The sequence below is a fragment of the Teichococcus coralli genome (assembly GCF_009829925.1).
Classification (GTDB): Bacteria; Pseudomonadota; Alphaproteobacteria; order Acetobacterales; family Acetobacteraceae; genus Pseudoroseomonas; species Pseudoroseomonas coralli.
In genome coordinates this window covers 1-18,683 of record NZ_SNVJ01000032.1, presented here as the reverse complement: position 1 = coordinate 18,683, position 18,683 = coordinate 1, and the positions used below count along the sequence as shown (strand labels likewise).

At 68.0% G+C, this 18,683-nt stretch carries 12 protein-coding genes; 11 read left to right on the top strand and 1 reads right to left on the bottom strand.

Going from position 1 to position 18,683, the window contains the following annotated elements; translation table 11 throughout:
- The first annotated feature begins 40 nt into the window (after positions 1-40).
- The 10 genes from E0493_RS21670 to E0493_RS21625 all read left to right on the top strand — a co-directional run bounded on the left by E0493_RS21670 (position 41) and on the right by E0493_RS21625 (position 16,746).
- Complete coding sequence (locus tag E0493_RS21670; RefSeq protein ID WP_160939354.1) at positions 41-322, top strand: type II toxin-antitoxin system RelE/ParE family toxin; 282 nt, start codon at positions 41-43, stop codon at positions 320-322.
- 11 nt (positions 323-333) lie between these two features.
- The gene (locus tag E0493_RS21665) at positions 334-726 is read left to right on the top strand and encodes a HigA family addiction module antitoxin (protein ID WP_202397273.1); all 393 of its coding nucleotides are present in this window, start codon (positions 334-336) and stop codon (positions 724-726) included.
- Between the two features lie 123 nt (positions 727-849).
- Positions 850-4,581: a BREX-2 system adenine-specific DNA-methyltransferase PglX gene (gene pglX / locus E0493_RS21660; RefSeq protein ID WP_160939353.1), complete on the top strand. Its 3,732-nt coding sequence runs from the start codon at positions 850-852 to the stop codon at positions 4,579-4,581.
- Positions 4,578-8,282, top strand: a complete 3,705-nt coding sequence (locus tag E0493_RS21655) for a phage resistance protein (protein WP_160939352.1) — start codon at positions 4,578-4,580, stop codon at positions 8,280-8,282. Before pglX ends, E0493_RS21655 begins: the two co-directional genes overlap by 4 nt.
- The gene (gene pglZ / locus E0493_RS21650) at positions 8,279-10,996 is read left to right on the top strand and encodes a BREX-2 system phosphatase PglZ (RefSeq protein ID WP_160939351.1); all 2,718 of its coding nucleotides are present in this window, start codon (positions 8,279-8,281) and stop codon (positions 10,994-10,996) included. The genes E0493_RS21655 and pglZ overlap by 4 nt, the downstream gene beginning before the upstream one ends.
- Complete coding sequence (gene brxD / locus E0493_RS21645) at positions 10,993-12,309, top strand: BREX system ATP-binding protein BrxD (protein ID WP_160939350.1); 1,317 nt, start codon at positions 10,993-10,995, stop codon at positions 12,307-12,309. The genes pglZ and brxD overlap by 4 nt, the downstream gene beginning before the upstream one ends.
- A complete protein-coding gene (locus tag E0493_RS21640) occupies positions 12,306-14,399 on the top strand; it encodes a DEAD/DEAH box helicase (protein WP_160939349.1) in 2,094 nt (697 codons plus the stop codon). The genes brxD and E0493_RS21640 overlap by 4 nt, the downstream gene beginning before the upstream one ends.
- A 132-nt stretch (positions 14,400-14,531) precedes the next feature.
- Positions 14,532-15,137: a transposase gene (locus E0493_RS21635; protein ID WP_160939348.1), complete on the top strand. Its 606-nt coding sequence runs from the start codon at positions 14,532-14,534 to the stop codon at positions 15,135-15,137.
- A 631-nt stretch (positions 15,138-15,768) separates the two neighbouring features.
- Positions 15,769-16,302, top strand: coding sequence for a class I SAM-dependent methyltransferase (locus E0493_RS21630; protein ID WP_160939347.1), 534 nt, complete (start codon positions 15,769-15,771; stop codon positions 16,300-16,302).
- A gap of 75 nt (positions 16,303-16,377) precedes the next feature.
- The gene (locus E0493_RS21625) at positions 16,378-16,746 is read left to right on the top strand and encodes a hypothetical protein (protein WP_160939346.1); all 369 of its coding nucleotides are present in this window, start codon (positions 16,378-16,380) and stop codon (positions 16,744-16,746) included.
- Between the two features lie 167 nt (positions 16,747-16,913).
- Here the strand turns inward: E0493_RS21625 and E0493_RS21620 are convergent, their stop codons facing one another.
- Entirely contained in the window at positions 16,914-17,147 is a 234-nt protein-coding gene (locus tag E0493_RS21620; protein ID WP_160939345.1) for a helix-turn-helix domain-containing protein, read from the bottom strand.
- Positions 17,148-17,260: 113 nt separating this feature from the next.
- Here E0493_RS21620 and E0493_RS21615 point away from each other — a divergent pair, with 113 nt between their 5' ends.
- On the top strand, positions 17,261-17,902 hold the full coding sequence (locus E0493_RS21615; RefSeq protein ID WP_160939344.1) for a hypothetical protein: 642 nt from the start codon (positions 17,261-17,263) through the stop codon (positions 17,900-17,902).
- Positions 17,903-18,683: the final 781 nt, after the last annotated feature.

Genomic DNA, 18,683 nt, shown 5'->3' with positions numbered 1-18,683 from the left:
TTACGCTTGATGTTCCACGTATGACGCGATACGTATCAGTGTGATCCGGAGCTTCGGCGACAAGGCGACTGCGCTCGTCTTCCAGGGCGGCCTGCCTCGGGGCATGGCGCGGGACCTGGCCCAGGCGGCGCGCCGCAAGCTGGCGATGCTGGATGCGGCGGAGCGGCTGGACGATTTGCGCGTGCCGCCCGGCAACCGGCTGGAGGCCCTGCGCGGCGACCGCCCCGGCCAGCATTCCATCCGGATCAACGGGCAGTGGCGCTTGGTCTTCGTCTGGCGCGATGACGGCCCGCATGAGGTCGAGATCGTGGACTACCATTGAGGAGGCTCGCCATGACGACACGCGTGACGTCCCGAGGGAAGACCACGGGGCCGATTTCCCGGAGCGACCTCGATGCCGGTCGCGTGGACCTGGCCGAGGTGGACAGCGGCGAGCGCCTGGGCCCGGTCCATCCCGGCGAGGTGCTGCGGCATGAATTCCTGGAGCCGCTGGGTCTGTCGGCGCATGCGCTGGCCCTCGCGCTGCGCGTGCCGGCCAACCGCATCACGGCGATCCTCGGCGGGCGGCGCGCTGTTACGGCGGAGACGGCGCTGCGCTTGGCCCGGCATTTCGGCACCACGCCGGCCTTTTGGCTCAACCTGCAGAAGGCCCATGAGCTGGAAGTCGCGGAGCAGGAGGCCGGGGCGCGCATCCGCGTAGAGGTTGCGCCGAGGTCCGCCGCCTAGCCTTTCCGAGCCGCCGCCCCCGTCCTGCCGGAGCGGCGGCATCTGGTGCAGCAGGATCGCCGGGTAGGGGATGTCCGGCGGTGTTTCATATCAAGGATGAGTACCAGGGGGACCGGCTGTCAGATGGTGAACGCGGAGAAGCTGCTGGGGGATCTGAAGCGGCTACGGCGGACGTTGGAGGCTGATCTTCGTGGTCATCACGCATCCTCCGCCGGACGGGCGAAGGTCGAGGCCGAGTGGCAGGAGGCCCGGGACACCAGGCGCACCGCTGACACCTTCGAGACCTTCTTCGGCGCCGCGGTGGACCAGGCGGCGGTGCACTGGATCCTCGCCCTCGTCTTCCTCCGCTTCCTTGAGGACAACGGCCTGCTGGACCGACCGCTGATCTCGGGGGCCGGGGAGTGGCTAGAACTCGCGCAGATGCGGCAGCGCGAGCACTTCCGCGCCCACCCGACGAACAGCGACGCCGAATACCTGCTGGCGATGTTTGGGGAGGTGGCGCAGCTGCCCGGCCTCCGCGGCCTCTACGACCCCGCCCACAACCCGCTGTTCCGGCTGCCGGTCTCCGGCGACGGGGCGAAGGAGCTGTTCGACTTCTTCCGCCATCGCGGGGCCGAGATCGGCGCGCCGGTGCACGACTTTGCCGACCCGGACTGGAACACCCGCTTCCTCGGCGACCTCTACCAGGACTTGTCGGAGGAGGCGCGGAAGCGCTTCGCATTGCTGCAAACGCCCGACTTCGTGGAGGCGTGGATCCTCTCCCGCACCCTCGACCCGGCGATCCGCGAGTTCGGGCACGAGCAGGTGCGGATGATCGACCCGACCTGCGGCAGCGGCCACTTCCTGCTGGGTGGCTTCACCCGGTTGCTGGAGGAATGGCGGCGGCATGCGCCGGAGATGCCGCCGGCGGCGCAGGCGCAGAAGGCGCTGGACGCGGTGGCCGGCGTGGACCTGAACCCCTTCGCCGTGGAGATCGCCCGCTTCCGCCTGCTGGTGGCGGCGCTGAAGGCGGCGGGCGAGACACGCCTGGCCGCGGCGCCGGACTTCCGCTTCCAACTCGCCACTGGTGACAGCCTTCTGCACGGGCGGCATTTCGCCCGGCACGAACTGGGCGGGACGGAGGAAGGCTTCCGTCGTGTCCTTCGGCATCACTATGCGGCGGAGGACACGGCGGCGGTCGAGGCCATCCTCAGTCGTCAGTACCACGCGGTGGTCGGCAACCCGCCCTACATCACGCCGAAGGATGCGGCAATGCGGGATGCTTACCGGGAGCTATACAGTAGCTGTTATCGGACCTATGGCCTCGGTGCTCCCTTTACAGAACGCTTCTTCGACTTGGCATTCACGGCCACCGAGCGCCAGACAGCTGGCTTCATTGGGCTTATCGTCGCCAACAGCTTCATGAAGCGCGAGTTCGGGAGTGTCCTTATCGAAGAAGTTCTGCCGAAGCTCGACCTAACACACGTCGTGGACACCTCAGGTGCATATATACCGGGCCACGCAACACCTACTGTTATCCTATTCGGCCGGAATCAGTCGCCGGTTGCCTCTGTCATCCGCGCAGTCCTCGGGATCCGCGGAGAGCCAAGCGCGCCTGAAGAACCTGGGCGCGGTCTCGTATGGTCCGCGATCATTGGGCAAACGGATCTGCCAGGCTCCCAGAGCGATTTCGTTAGCGTTGCAGACGTTGCCAGGCCCGTCTTCTGTAAGCATCCCTGGAGCGTAGGAGGGGGCGGTGCCGGCGACGTTAAGGTCCGCATCGAGAGAACGGCAACAAAAACCCTCGGCGAAGTTGCGATTGAGATCGGGTTCGGCGCGGTAACACGTGAAGACGACGCCTATCTCATGCCCCGTGAAGCTGCATTGCGGCATGGCGTCGAACCTCGCTTTGTTAAGCCTATGGTTGCGGGCGAGGATGTTCGGGATCACCGCATCAGCGCATCAGATGCAGCCCTCTGGCCTTACAACGTGCACGAACTTGAAGCGGAGCCCAGCGTCCCTGTCTGCCGTCTCCTTTGGCCACTCCGCACCGGCTTGTCTGATCGCGTCGCATATGGACAGACACAGATTCAAAGAGGCTTGAGTTGGTACGAGTACTCAATGTTCTTTCGAAATCGGTTCAGAACGCCACTTTCCCTGACCTTCGCATTCGTCGCTACGCACAACCACTTCATCCTCGACCGCGGCGGCAGGGTGTTCAACAGAACGGCGCCCCTGGTGAAGCTACCGATCAACGCCTCTGAGGAAGATCATCTCGGACTGCTCGGTCTACTCAACTCCTCCACGGCCTGCTTCTGGCTGAAGCAGGTTCTCATGGACAAAGGCAACGGGGGCATCGGAGGCGGTATCTCAAACGAGATTTGGGAGCGACGCTTCGAACACGATGCGGGAAAGATCGGCAGCGTGCCGCTTGCAGCCGAGCGACCCCTCGACCTCGCTCGCGCGCTGGACACCGAAGCGCAGCGCTTCTCGGCCAACCTCCCCGCTGCCCTCTGCGCCCGCGCCGTGCCGACCCGGGAAACCCTCCACGCGGCCCGCGCCGAGGCCGATGTCGCGCGCGCGCGCATGATCGCGCTCCAGGAGGAGCTCGACTGGCGCTGCTACGGCCTCTACGGCCTGCACGAGGCTCCGCCGGAACACCCGGACGCGCCGCAGCTCCGCCTCGGCGAGCGCGCCTTCGAGATCGTCATGGCCCGTCGCATGGCGTCCGGAGAGCTGGAGACCGCGTGGTTCGAGCGTCACCGCTCCACGCCCATCACCGACCTGCCCGCCCATTGGCCGGGCGACTACCGCGCGGTGGTCGAGCGCCGCATCGCCCTGATCGAATCCGACCCCATCATCGGCCTGATCGAGCGCCCGGAGTTTAAGCGCCGCTGGTCCTCCGAACCTTGGGAGAAGATGGAGCAGGACGCGCTCCGTTCCTGGCTGCTCGATCATCTGGAAGACCCGCGCTTCTGGGAAGCCGCCGACCCGCGCATCGTCACGACACGCAGCCTCGCCGACGCGACGCGTGCCGACGCCGAATTCCAATCCGTCGCAGAGCTCTACGTTGGCCGCGCCGGTTTCGATCTCGAAGCGCTGGTGGCAGAGCTGATCGCGGCCGAATCCGTGCCCTTCCTCGCCGCCCTCCGCTACAGGGAAACAGGCCTGCGCAAGCGCGCCGACTGGGAAGCGACCTGGGAGAAGCAGCGCGCCGAGGACGCCATCGACGCGGAGCTCGCTGGCCGTCGCGGCGAGTTCCTCCGCACCGCCTGGTCGCGCCAGAACCCGCGCGGTGAGGGCGAAGCTGCGGAAGCTTATGCCGCCCGCATGGCCGCTGGCCTCGGCGCCGAAACCGTGCAGCAGGCGGCCGACACCGCCATCGCTGCGGAGGCAAAGCGCCGCAAGGCGGCGGAGGTCGGGGACATTCCCGTGCCGCCGAAGTACCGCACGCCCGACTTCCAGTCCGCGACCTTCTGGGGACTCCGAGGCGGCCTCGACGTGCCGAAGGAACGCTTTGTCTCCTTCCCGCTCTGCGTCCGCGACGCCGACCCCAGCCTGCCGATCCTTTGGGCCGGCCACGACCATCTCGCCCGCGCCCGGGCGCTCGCCTCGCTCTACGTGGAACGGCGGGACACCGATGGCTGGCCTTCCGCGCGGCTGCTGCCGATGCTGGCGGGCCTGCTGGAACTCGTCCCCTGGCTCCGCCAGTGGCACAACGACATCGACGCGGAGACCGGGCTGCGCATGGGCGACTACTTCGCCGGCCTCATCGAGGAGGAAGCGCGCGAGCGCGGCCTGACCATCGACGACCTTCGCAATTGGACGCCGCCCGCGCCCGCCCGGCGCACGCGCGGCCGGAGGGCCGCGGCATGAGCGACGCCACTCGTCCGCTGCTCCGCGACCTCATCCCCATCCCGGAGCGGGTGCAGACCAACGACTTCGTCCTGAAGCTGTCGGACGGCGTCACTGAGGCCGGCGCGGCCGAGACCATCAAGAGCTACGTCGTCACGACGGAACTCGCCAAGGCCTTCGACAAGGCGCTCGGCTTCATCCAGGGCTCGGTCGAGGGCGGCAAGAGCGCCGCCTGCTACCTCCACGGCTCCTTCGGCGCCGGCAAGTCGCACTTCATGGCGGTGCTGAACCTGCTGCTGGCCGGCAACGCCAAGGCGCGTGGCGTGCCTGAACTTGCGGGCGTGGTGACGAAGCACGACCGCTGGCTCGGCGGGAAGCGCTTCCTGATGGTGCCCTACCACATGATCGGGGCGAAGGACGTCACCAGCGCCATCCTGGGCGGCTACGCGGCGCATGTCCGCAAGGTCGAGCCGAGCGCGCCGACGCCGGGCTTCTACCTCGGTGAGAAACTGTTCGAGGACGCCCGCGGCCTCCGCGCCAAGATGGGCGACGACGCTTTCTTCCAGCACCTGAACGAGGGCGCGGCCGCCAGCGACGACGGCTGGGGCGACTTTGGCAACCAGTGGGACTCCGGGTCCTTCGAAGCGGCGACGCTGGAGCCGCCGGAGGGAGAGGAACGCCAGCGCCTGGTCGGCCGGCTGATCGAGGCCTATTTCAGCAATTACGCCGGCGTGGCGGCGACGCGCGGCGAGGCCTTCGTGGACCTCGACGCCGGCCTCGCCATCATGAGCCAGCACGCCAAGCGGCTGGGCTACGACGCGGTCGTGCTATTCCTCGACGAGCTGATCCTGTGGCTCGCCAGCCGCGCCGGCGACGTGGACTTCGTCAACGACGAGGGCTCGAAGCTGTCGAAGCTGGTGGAGGCGCAGGACGCCAACCGGCCGATCCCGATCGTGTCCTTCGTGGCCCGGCAGCGCGACCTGCGCGACCTCATCGGCCAGCAGCACGCCGGTGCGCTACAGGTGCGCTTCTTCGATACGCTGAAATACTGGGAGGCGCGGTTCGACAAGGTTCTGCTGGAGGACCGGAACCTGCCCGTGATCGCCGAGAAGCGCCTTCTCGCGCCGAAGTCGGAGACGGCGAAGCAAGAGATTGACGCGGAGTTCGAGCGAGTGATGCGTGCCCGGCAGACGGTGCTGGACACGCTGCTCGGCTCGGACGGCGAGCGGGCGCTGTTCCGCATGACCTACCCGTTCAGCCCGGCCCTGGTGCAGGCGCTGATCGCGGCGTCGTCAGTCCTGCAGCGGGAGCGCACGGCGCTGAAGCTAATGCTCACCCTACTGGTGAAGCGGCGGGACGAGCTGCGTCTTGGCGCCCTGATCCCAGTGGGAGACCTGTGGGACGAGATCTCGACGGGTGACCAGCCTTTCTCGGACGGGATGCTGATCGAGTTCGAAAACGCGAAGAAGCTCTGGACCCTGAAGCTGCTCCCGCTGCTGGAGCAGGAGCACACGGTGTCCTGGCAGGACCTGCAGGACGGTCGCGCGGACCCGCAGGTGGCCCGGCGCTTCGCCAACGACGCACGTCTGCTGAAGACCCTGCTGCTCGCGGCCCTGGTGCCTGAGGTGGCGGCGCTACGGGCGCTGACCGCACCGCGACTGGCCGCCCTGAACCACGGGACCGTCGTGTCGCCGGTACCAGGCGGGGAGGGGGGTATCGTCCTCCAGAAGGTTCGGAAGTGGGCGACGCGGGTCGGTGAGATTCGCATCACCGACGACCAGACCCCGATCGTGTCGCTGCAGATCAGCGGCGTGGACGTGGAGCCGATCCTTGCCAATGCGGGGACAGCCGACAACGATGGCTCCCGCCGCAGCAAGCTCCAGCGGATCCTGTTCGACGCGCTCGGCATCCGGGAGGACGGCACCCTTATCGGCGCCCAGCCCTTCGTGAGCTACGAGCACGCCTGGCGCGGCACGAAGCGGGAGGTCGACCTCTATTTCGAGGCTGTAGCCGAGGTGAGCCCCGAGCGCCTGAAGGGGCGCGGCGTGCCGGTTTTGGTGCTCGGCTTGCCCTTCGATCCGAAGGGGCGACCGCCCTCGACGCATCTGGCCCACGCCAAGAACTTCAACGACGAAGGCGCATCGGGGGGCGTGGTGTGGCAGCCCGCCTATCTGAGCGACCGCGCGATGAAGGACCTCGGCACGCTGGTCCGCATCGACTTCCTGCTGGCCGGGACCGGCGAGCGGCTGAACGAGGCGGCGCGGATGCTGTCGGCCTCCGACCGCGAGCAGGCGCGGGCCGTGCTGCGCAGCCAGCAGAGCGCCCTGCACCAGCGCATCCGGGCCTGCATCGAGACCGCCTACGGCATTCGCAACGACAACGATGGCTGCATCGGCACGCCTGTGCCGCCAGAAGATCGGCTGGTGTCACTCCAGGGCACCTTCATGCCGCAGATGCCGGTCGGCGCCGACATGAAGGGCGCGGTGACGCAGCTGTTGGATCGCTGGTTCGAGCATCGCTATCCCGCCCATCCGTTGTTCGATACCGAGGTTCGGGACGCCGTGCTTCGCCGCGTCTTGGACCGTGTCCAGGAGGCGGCGCAGGAGCCGGACCAGCGGAAGTTCATTGAGGATACAGCGGACCGGAAGCATCTCGGCGCCATCGCCGTCCCGCTGAAGCTCGCGGTGATGAGCCAGACGCAGCTCCAACTCACCAACGACTGGGCGAACCACTTCGCCACGATGCATGCGCGAACCGGGGGCGGGCCGCTGACGGTGGCGAAGCTCCGCGACTGGATCGACGAGCCGAAGCCGATGGGGCTGCCGCAGCGCGTGCAGAACCTCGTCATCCTCGCCTTCGCCGCGCAGGCCGACCGCGCGCCCGTCCGCAACGGCGCGCCTGCAACGATATCGCTCGACCGCATCGACGACACCGTCGAACTCCGCGAGGAAGCCCTCCCGGACGAGACGACCTGGGCCAAGGCGCGCGAACGGGCTGCAGCCCTGTTCGGCCTGAAGCCGGGCGAGGTCCGGAAGGGCGCGACGCTGTCGGCGCTGGCGGCCGAGCTCCAGGAGAAGGGCGCGGCCAAGCGGACGCTCCTCGCTGAGCTGTTGAAGGACCTCCCGCCGTGGGCGGAGAGGTTCGGCGTGGCGGCCACGGCTCCGCGCTTCACCACGCTGCGCTCCGCTCAGGTGCTTCTCGGCGACCTCGCCGGGGCGGCCACGCCGCTCGCCCGCGTCGAGGCGCTGGCCGATGCGGAACTGGAGACGAGCGAGGCAGCCGTGGGCCGCCTGCTGGCTGCACTGTCGGAAGTCCGGGAGGCAGTGGTCTCGGCCGACTGGAACATCATCGAGGCCGGCACTGGCCTGGGTGACCATCGCAAGGGTGCTTCAGAGGGCCTGCGGGAGAAGCTCGTCGAGATGCTCGACGCGGACGAGCATGCGGTGCAACTCAGGCCCGTCCTCCGCGACGTCCAGACCCGGGCCTCGCGGCTGCTCGCCGAAACCAAGCCAAGCGATGGGCCGCCGCCCAGAGACGATCCACCGCCGCCGCCACCGCCGCCCGGCGAGGAGGTGGTGGACGAGCGCCAACAGGTGGTGCTGGATGCATCCGCCGCGACAGCGGCGATTGACGAGCTGAGAGGTCGCCTGGTCGCCTCTCCCGGCGCCCGACTGACGATCTCGTGGCGGCTGACCCGACTGAAGTCCGGAGGGGCTGCTTGAGCCCTCTGCTGGCACCTGACCGGGCCGAGATCGAACGGGCGCTGGAGGACCTCCTGCGGCGCGATGCCGGCGCGCGCGTCCTCGCCATGCGCTCCCCGGTCAAGCGCACCTGGCCCGAAACCATCGAGCTGCGTGGAAAGCGCTTCCGCATTGCCTGGTGCCCATCCGAGCTGGAGATGCGGGAGCGTCTCAACGAGATGGAAGCCGACGCTGACGGGATGATCCTACTGACCCCACTCGACGCCGCGGCCCTCGCCGGCGACATCGTCGCGCGATTCCCGCGCGCCCGGCTCGAGCAGACCGACCGGTGGTCCGCGCTGCGGAGCCTGTTCAAGGCTCACGCGGTCGACCCGCGGCTGGCGGCGCAGCGTTGGCTTGCCGATCTGCTTCTGGCCCACGTGCCCGCAGACGGATACCGCCCGGCATCGGGTGGCGTCCTGGACCTCGACACGGCATGGCGGGCCGCGCTCGAAGAGGTGCTGGGGCTGCCCGAGGGGCGCGGCGACGCGGCGGCCCTGCTGACCTGGACGCTCGACCCGGTCGGCCTGGACCGGCTCGCGCGGCTTCCGCCTGACGTCCGCCAGGCCTTGGCTGGCCGCCTTGGCATGGAGGGAGGACCGGCCGCGGCCCTGGTCCTGGGTGCGGCCGTGGCAGGCCGGGGCGGTGATGCTCTGGCCATCGCGCTGGCCTGCGGCGTGGTTTTCGGTGAAGCAGCGCCGCGCGTCGAGCTCCGGGACGCTGCCGTTCGGCTCGAACCGCTCGTCGGCGGCGTCCCGATCGATCCCGACGTGGGCCGGAGCCTCGCCGAGGCGGGACGTCGGGTGCTCGACCGGCTTGCCCGTGACAATCCCGGGGCAAGCCGAGCCGCGGAGGCACGGACCGCCGCGATTCTGTCCGATGTCCGAGCCGAGGCGGCCGCGGGGCTGAGCCCCGCCTTGCAGCTCGGCTTCGACGCCAGGCTGCGCGAGGCAGCCGACGCGCTGGGCCGCGCCGCGGAGACGGGTCAGGCCGACGACGCGGGTGCCGCCTGGGACCGTGTCCGCGAGGTCGTCGGCCACGACCGCGCCGGCGACAACGCCGCGCGGATCGGGCGCCTGACCATGGCCGCCAGGATTGTGGGCTGGCTCGCCAGGGGGCGGCAGCGAGCGGTCCGCACGTTTGCAGAAGCTGCCGCAGGCTACGCCCAGGAAGGGGGCTTCGTGGACCGCGCGCGGCAGGCCCTCCGCGGCGGCGATCAGCTTCCCGACGTTGCGGCCGCCTACTCCCGTGTCGCCAAGGCGGCCGCAGCGCAGCGCGATGCGGAGAACCAATCCTTTGCGACGCTTCTGAAGGGATGGAATCAGGGCGGCGGGCACGGCGACGTGCCGCTCCCGGTCGAGCGCGTCCTGGAGGTGGTGGTCGCCCCGCTGGCGCGCGAGAAGCCGGTCCTCCTCCTCGTCTTCGACGGCCTCAGCTTCGCGGTCTGGCGTCACCTCGCCGAGACCGTCGGGCGGCTGGGCTGGTCGGAACTCACCCCGACGGACGGGCGCGGTGCGTTCATCGGCGCCGCGGCGCTGCCCTCGGTCACCGAGATCTCGCGGGCCAGCCTGCTCGGCGGGAGGCTGACGCGAGGCGACCAAGCGGCGGAGCGTGCGGGCTTCGCAGGGCTTCCAAGCCTCGTCGCGGCGTCCCGGGCTGGGAAGCCCCCGCGGCTGTTCCACAAGGCCGACCTCGCCTCCGGGCCGGAACTCGGTGTCGACGTCCAGGCCGCCGTCGCCGACTATCAGCAGAGGATCGTCGGGATCGTCCACAACGCGGTCGACGCCCAGTTGTCCGGAAGCGACCAGCTCGAGATCACCTGGTCCGCCGATGACTTCCGCCAGGTCTCCGCCATCCTACACACCGCTCGGCAGGCCGGCCGGATCGTCGTCGTCACCGGTGACCACGGCCATGTGCTTGACGAGGGGACCGTGCAGATGCCCGGCGGAGCGGGCGACCGCTGGCGAAGCGCCGGCACAGCGCCGGGCGACGGCGAGGTCGCGCTCGCGGGTGGCCGCGTCTTGGCACCCGGAGGAGCGACGACGATCGTCGCGGCATGGAGCGAGCGCCTCCGCTTCGCTGCGCGGCGGGGTGGCTACCACGGAGGGGCTGCTCCCCAGGAAGTCCTCGTGCCCGTTGCCGTGCTGTCGTCCGGTGACCCTCCGTCCGGGTGGACCGAGGCGCCGCCTGCCGAGCCAGCGTGGTGGCGCGGTGCCGAGGGCGAGCCCAGTCCTCCTCGCAAGCCGGAGGTCGCCTCAACACCGGCCGGCCGCCGGAAGTCGGAACCGCGTCAGGTCGATCTCTTCGTCAGCGAGGCGGATGGCCGCGGTGGTGCGTCTGATACCGGGGCAGCATCGCAGGCCCGGGTGCCGACGGGCTCCGCCCCGCCCTGGATCGAAGCGCTGCTGCGGTCGGAGAGCTATGCCGCCCAGCGGATCTTGGCTGGGCGCGGGGCGCCCCCCGACGACCAGATCCGCGCGCTTCTGGCAGCGCTGGCGGCACGGGGCGGCCGGATCACACGGGCGGGCCTGGCTCAGGCCCTTGGGACACCGGTGCTACGCCTCGCGGGCTTCGTCAGCGCGGCGCGGCGGGTGCTCAACCTCGACCAGGCGCAGATCCTCGTCGTGGACGGCGAGGACGTCGTTCTGGACGAGGCCTTGCTCCGCGTGCAGTTCGAACTTGGCGGTCGCCGATGATCGGCGTCCAGCGCAGGGCTGCGATCCTCGACGCGCTCCGCCGCGGCACCGTGCCCCACGAGGGCCTGGCCGCCTTCGCAGTGGGCATGGACCGCTTCGAGGCCGCGGTAGACGCTGACCTCGCGACCGCCTCGGCCGGGCGGGGGGCCTTCAAGGCGGTCCGCGGAGAGTACGGGTCGGGGAAGACCTTTATGGCGCGCTGGCTGCAGGAGCGCGCCCGCGCCGCGGGCTTTGCTACGGCCGAGGTGCAGGTGAGCGAGACCGAGACGCCCCTGCACCGCTGGGAGACCGTCTACCGTCGCCTCGTAGAGCGCCTTGCGACCTCCGACACCCCCGAGGGGGCCTTGCGGTCCTCCGTGGACGCGTGGTTCTACACCCTGGAGGAGAACGTGTTGGCCGAGGGGCGGATCGCGGGCGACGACGCGGAGGCGCTGGCGGCGGCCACCGAGGCCGTCATGGAGCGCCGGCTCGCGGCGATCGCGCGGACGGCACCCGCCTTCTCAGCCGTCCTTCGCGCGTACCGCCGCGCCCTTCTCGCGGACGACGCTGCCCTCGCCGAGGGCCTGATCGCCTGGCTCGGCGGCCAGCCGAACGTCGCGGCCGCGGTCAAGCGTGCGGCAGGGATCAAGGGGGACCTCGACGCCTTCGGGGCCATGCACTTCCTAGGCGGCCTCCTGACGATCCTGCGCGACAGCGGCCGATCGGGCCTCCTCCTGGTCCTCGACGAGGTCGAGACGCTCCAGCGCATGCGCGCCGACACGCGTGAGAAGGGCCTCAACGCGCTGCGGCAGGTCCTCGACGAGCTCGATGCCGGGCGGTACCCCGGCCTCTATCTCGTCGTCACCGGCACGACAGCTTTCTTCGACGGGCCGCAGGGCGTCCAGCGCCTCCCACCGCTCGCGCAGAGGCTCCACACCGACTTCGCCACCGACGCCCGGTTCGACAACCCGCGCGCCGTCCAGGTGCGACTGCAGGGCTTCGACCTCGACGCTCTGGCCATCGTGGGGCGGCGGGTCCGCGACCTCTTCGCGGAGCACAGCGCCCAGGAGGCCCGCATCCGCGCGGTGGTGGACGACGGCTACGTCGCCGACCTCGCGCGCGGGGTCGCGGGGCGCCTCGGCGGGCGGGCTGGCGTCGCACCACGCCTCTACCTCCGAAAGCTGGTCGCCGAGGTGCTCGACCGCGTGGACCAGTTCGCGGACTTCGACCCGCGCCGGCACTACGCGCCGACGATCGACGAGCGGGAGATGACCAAAGCTGAGCGCGCCGCCGCCGGTGCGACCGACGTGGACGACGTTGAGCTCGACCCGTGAGCGCAGCGTTCGACGCGCTTCACCCTGCGCTGCGCTACCACATCGTCAGCACCCTCGGCTGGCCCGACCTGCGGCCCACCCAGGCCGCCGCCGTCGGGCCGGTCATGGCCGGCGAGGACGTGTTGCTGCTCGCCCCGACAGCGGGCGGGAAGACCGAGGCCGCCGCGTTTCCGCTGATTTCCCGCATCGCCGGAGAGGGCGGGCGGGGGGTGGCGGCGATCTACGTCTGCCCGCTGAAGGCGCTCCTGAACAACCTCGCCCCGCGCCTCGAGCGCTACGCCGGGTTCGTCGGCCTGCGGGTCGGGCTGTGGCATGGGGACGTCGGCGAGCCCGCCAGGAGGCGGATGCTGCGGGACCCGCCCGAGATCCTGCTGACCACGCCCGAATCCCTGGAGGCGATGCTGATCTCGGCGCGCCTCGATCACGTCGACCTTCTCGGTGGCATCCGTTCGGTCGTCGTGGATGAGCTCCACGCCTTCGCCGGAGACGATCGGGGCTGGCATCTGCTGTTCCTGCTCTCGCGCCTTGAGCATCTCACCGGCCGCCAAATCCAGCGCATCGGCCTGACGGCGACGGTCGGTAACCCGTCCGAACTGCTCGATTGGCTGACGCTGGGGCGAGGCGGACGGGTACTCGGGCCCACGCGCCCGGTGGCAGACGGCGAGGTCACGGCCGATCACGTGGGGTCGGTCCGGAACGCGGTCACGGTCATCGCGCGCCTGCACCGCGGCGAGCGGCGGCTCGTCTTCGCGGATAGCCGGACGCGCGTCGAGGAGATCGCGGCGGGGCTCAGGGCGGCGGGCGTGAGGACCTTCGTGTCGCATGCGTCGCTCTCGCTCGACGAGCGGCGCCAGGCCGAAGCCGCCTTCGTCGCCGAGCCGGACTGCGTCATCGTGGCGACCTCCACCCTCGAACTCGGGCTGGACGTCGGCGACCTGGACCGGGTCATCCAGGTCGGCGCGCCGCCGAGCGTCGCCTCCTTCCTCCAGCGCATGGGCCGCACGGGACGGCGGAGCGGGACGGCGAGGAACTGCCTGTTCCTGGCCACCGACGATGAAGAGCTGCTGGCCTGCCTGGCGCTGGCAACCCTGTGGCGCGAGGGGGCCGTGGAAGCGATCAAGGCGCCGCCGCGGCCGTCGCACATCTTCGCCCAGCAGGTCATGGCGCTCGTCCTCCAGGAGAAGGGCGTCGTGCGCGCGGACATAGAACTCTGGCTCGGCGCAGCGGCGGACGCCGTGCCGGAGGCGGATCGCCACGAGGTTCTCGCGCACATGCTGGCGAACGGGATCCTCGCCGAGGACGCGGGTGTCCTCGGCCTCGGATCCGTCGCCGAACGTGAATTCGGCCGCCGGCATTTCGGGGACCTCGTCGCCGCCTTCAGCCAACCCCTCCTGTTGGCCGTCCGGCATGGGCCGCTGGACCTTGGCTCGGTTCACCCGGCCAGCATCGCGCCAGGCCACGGCGGCGGACCTGCCGTGATCTCGCTCGGCGGCAGAAGCTGGAGGGTCACGGATGTCGACTGGAGGCGCCGGACCGTCTCCGTGCTGCCGACCGAGGGTGGCGGTCGTTCACGCTGGCTCGGCAGTGGACGCCCGATGTCGAGTATGGTGGCCAACGCCGTCGAACGCGTGGTGGCAGGGACCCTGTCGGGGTGTCGTTTGTCGCGGCGCGCCGAGGCGGCGCTGGAGCAGATCCGCACACGCCTTGAGTTCGTGGACGCCGGCGCGCTTCCGCTCGTGGCGGACGGCGGAGCGCGTGTCGTGCTGTGGGGCTTTGCCGGCGGCGCCGCGATGGCATCCATCGCGTCGGGCCTGAGCAGTTTTGGCTTACCGGCGACAGCTTTCGATGATTTCACCGTCACCGTGAAGATGCGGGACCCAAGCGAGCTGGCGTCGGCGTTAGATGCCATCGAGCCGGATGCGGTGCACCCGCGGCTCCCGGACAATGTCAATGAGGCACTAAAGTTCGGTCTGTGTCTTCCGGAGCCAATTATACGCGCTGTTCTGGCAGGCCGCACTTCGGACACTGCGGCGGTCACTGCCCTATGCCGACGGGCGCACAGGCTGATTCAGCATACTTTCTCGCCTTGATCGTATGACGGGTCTCTCAGACAATCGCTCCGACCACTCCTGGCCTTGGTCACGGACGTTGAACGTCTTTTCGTTATAATAACGAAACCAAAAACGGGGCATGATGCCGCTACATTATGCAGGTTCACACCCTTGTCCTCCACTGTCTCTACCGAAGCCGCTTCGCCCGACCTCGGACCGGCGCCTGAGCCAGAGCGGATCCTGCCAGCGGATGCGCCCGCCAAGCTCGAGGTTGCGGCGCGCGAACTGCGCCGCGCAAATCAGGAGCTAGTGGCTCTCGTCCACCAGATCGCCCTCTGGCGCGCACTTGCCTACGACCGTGGTTTGGCCGAGCGCCTCGGCCGCTCGTACGCCGCGCAGGGCTTCCTCACGGCACGGTCTGCGAGCCTAAACGGCGTCGTGCTCTCGATCAGCCGCATGTTCGACGGCACGCGCACCGCCCTCGACCTCAACGCGACGTTCAACCGCATCCTGAAGCCCCGCAACGCGACCGTCGATCGAAAGCGTGCTGCGCAACGGCCGGGTGCTGGGGGTCGGCATGCCAGCCGATCCCACGGCAGTGGCCCGCTTGGCCATGGTGCTGGAGGCGTGATCGCGCCGCCTGCCGGAGGGCGGGTCTGGTTGGCCGCAGGCCCGACCGATATGCGGCGCGGGTTCGACGGGGTCTCGCGGCTGGCGCCACCAGACCAGGATGACCGCTATTCCGCTGTCATGGGTCGCGGAGCAACGCTTACATGAAATCGGCCACAATTACGCATGATCAAGAAAAATATACTGTCGCAATATAAACCTTAAACGTAAGATTTTTGTGCAAACGTGCAAACGTGCAAACGTGCAAACGTGCAAACGTGCAAACGTGCAAACGCGCGGAGGGCGGCAATGGGGCGATTAAACTGGTCCAAGGCTGCGCAAGATCGCCGCCTTCGGGAACAGGGCAGCGAGCCGCTTGCCGTTGAAGATCAGACGCTTCGACGAGGCTGGCTCCCCTCAAAAGAGGCTGCCTCTGAGGTAAAGCCAAGTTCTTCCGCTCCCGCGGTCCACTCCCTTCCCAAGCCGCCGGCGGTGAGTGGTCAGCCGAACCAGGCACCGATTCTGAACATCACCCCGTTACCGGCCGCACCGACCAAAGTTGCCGTTCAGAAGGCGAAAGGCTCGAACGAGGGGCGGCGCATTGACAAAGGCTTTATGGTCAGTCGTACGGATGGGAGCGTCATCGAGATCGAATCCATTCGGCCGCCCAGCAAGCGAAGAAAGTCGAGGAAATTGTCAGCGAGCAAAAAGTGGAAGTCGGGAATGCGCCGATGAGCCGAGTTCGTGCGCCGGCCAAGCCCTAGGATGAAGCTGGGCTGATGCGCATGTACCGCTGGAGGTGCTCGCCGCGCACTTTGCCTGCCATCGCCCTGAACATCTGCAGCATTCGCGCTGCTGCTGCTCCCAATGTGGCCGCAGCCGGCCTATAGGCGGCATCGGCAGTGCTGCCGGCAAAGCTGATCGACTTCTTGTGGAGGCTTTCGACGCCCCGGCCGCGATGGTCGCAGCGGCCCGGGCTCGCTTGGAGAGCCGGGCCACGGTCCACCACAGGACCTTCGACGCGGTCGCCTGGCACGCCGCCTTCGACGGGATCTGGTGCTGCGCCTCGCTGCTGCACGTGCCCCAGGCGGCCTTTCCGGATGTCGCGGCCCGGTTGCTCGCCGCGCTGCGGCCGGGCGGGGCCTGGTACCTGTCCTTCAAGCACGGCGAGGGCGAGCACGGGCGCTGGGGACGACTGTTCGTCGACCATACCGAGGTGACGCTGCGGGCGGCCCTCAGCCCCCTCCCCGTTCAGCTGTTGGATCTGTGGGTCTCGGCTAACCGCCGGCCCAGGCGCGCCGACGAGGCCTGGCTGAACGCGGTGGTCCGGTGAAGCAAGGGGGCCAGCCAAGCGACACGCCGGAGCGGTATTGTTCGGTAAGACTTTTGGCAGATCAGGAGGTGCGCGATGCCAACCGTACAAAGCTTTTCCATCAACGAAGAAAGCGATGCGGGTGGGGTTAGCTATTGCTGGACCGAGAAAAAGAAAGGCGGATTCTACCTATATGGCAATGAGCTTGGGAAGATGGCAGGCCCTGAGCCAACGGTATATGACGCCGTCACGGCCAGTGGATTCCAATTCGGCATGGATAATGCCGAGATAGATTGCAGTCTATCTTTTGAAGAGCTCCAACAGATACTGTCTAGCGCATCGTTCATCCTGTCTAATATTTCATATCTGGTCATCAATGGCAGAGAGATCGAAGGGCGTGATCCCGAGGGGATCATTAAAGAGTACCGATCTTCTCTCGATGAGGATTTCGGCTGGACCGAGTAGCCATGGATTTTGGGGCCGCCGGGGCTTCCGGGGCGCTTGAGCGAGGACGCCACGCACCCTGATCTTTGTATCTGGTGGGTAGCTCAGTCAGGGCGGCCGAGGCACCTGGGCCCGGCGGCAGCTCCCGCCAAACCAAATGAGCAGGCCCCCGGCTGCATAGCCCTGCGCTACTTCTGCCCTGCCATCGCTTCCGGCGGTTGCCGCAGCAGGTCAGCGGCCTCGACATCCAATTCGTGGGCCAGCCGGTCCAGCACATCGATGCTCACCGCGTAGACGCGGCGCTCCAGGGCACTGACATAAGTGCGGTCGATCCCGGCGCGGTGCGCCAACTCCTCTTGGGAAAGCTTGGCCGCGCGCCGATAGCGCCGCAGGTTGAAAGCCAGGACTGCGCGGATCTCCATGCGCGGAGGAGGCCCGCATTGGCGGGTATGCTAACACGGAGTATACTCTTCAAAACGCTTCGGCATCCCTATGTCCCTGAAGCGGAAGCAGGGCGGGATAGCGAGGCCGAGTGATGCGCGTCTACGACGATCAGTGGCTGGCCGAAGCGCAGACCGGCCGGCGGGAGCCGCTGCCGTGGTTCCAGGCGCGGACGCACCTGGAGGCTGTGCAGGACGCCGCGCTGCGACAGCGGGCCGGGGACTGCATCACCCAGGTGCAGGCCAACTTCTTCGCGGCCGAGCGCGAAGAGATGCACGTCTCCCAGCAGATCTACGAGCGGATGGAGCGGCGCCTCTTCCAGAAAGCGAGCGGCCGCATCTATCGGCGCTGTCTCGGTTGTGGCGCTCCGGAGCCACTGATCACGGCAGCCGTGCTGCCGATCCGCCAGGGCGGCTTCAAGTGCTTCTGTAACTACCAGCGCATCTGCCCCCGCTGCCGGGCCGAGCAGCGGAAGCGCCGGGTCGATCACCGCCCTGCCGCACTTCGTCGCATTATGGAGCGGCGGTTCTGGGAACTGCAGATCCTGCACCGCGCGTTCGGAAGGCGGAATGAGATGCTGGTCTGGGTGGCGCTGCGGGCCTCCGAGCAGGGCGTGAAAGCCGAGGAGTTTCCCCTGTGGCCGGCGCGAGGGAGCAAGAAGATCCCCGGCGGGCTGATGCTCGACTTCGAGCCGTCAGTGCTCGACCTCTACCGGGCGATCATCGAGGCGGCATGAGCCTGAAGCCGTCCATTGGCTGGAGGAACTCGGGGCTTGGTGGCGGCTGCCTCTAACCCGGCATCCGGGGCAGCAGCGAGATCCAGGGCCGCCACCCACCAGGTGCTCATACCATTGATGGCATGGCGGAGTTCGACCTAACGCTATGCCACGCGCCAGCAGCGCCACCCCTGGCCCTCGCGCCGGAAGGCAAATTGCCGGCGTCCACCAGGAACGCCACGCAGTTGGGCCCGGACGGCTGATTTCACGGACCGGAGTGGCCCCTTGCCTTTGCCCTCGACCTCGGGAATGTAGAACGAGTGCCCCACCTCCATCTCACGGATCGGATACTTCCGGGGTCTGCCACTTCGTGGAACTGGTGGGAGCGTGATCCCAGATGCGATCGGGATTCCCATACAAGAGCACTGCTTTACGAAGACACCAGAGCTCCAATGCTGATCGGAGTTCCTCAGACCATCTACTTTTGTGAGCATGGATCACCAATCCTTTTATGATGATGACAGTGATTATTTATAATTTTCCTTACCAAATGTACAATCAATATGAAATTGACCTAAAAGTCCTCCACGCGGTCTTCCATAGGTTATTTTCGTAACCGCATGAGCGACGACATGCTTCAGATCGCCTGAAAAGTGATAGAATTCAGTAGCTTAAAATATCCTGATTTAATTGCATTTCTGCAGGCCACTCGAAGAGTGGCCTCCTGTCAGACCGGCAGCTGAACGCCCCACAGGGAAAAATCAAAAAAGCATTTAAAGCGTCTAACGAAACCCGCTGAAGC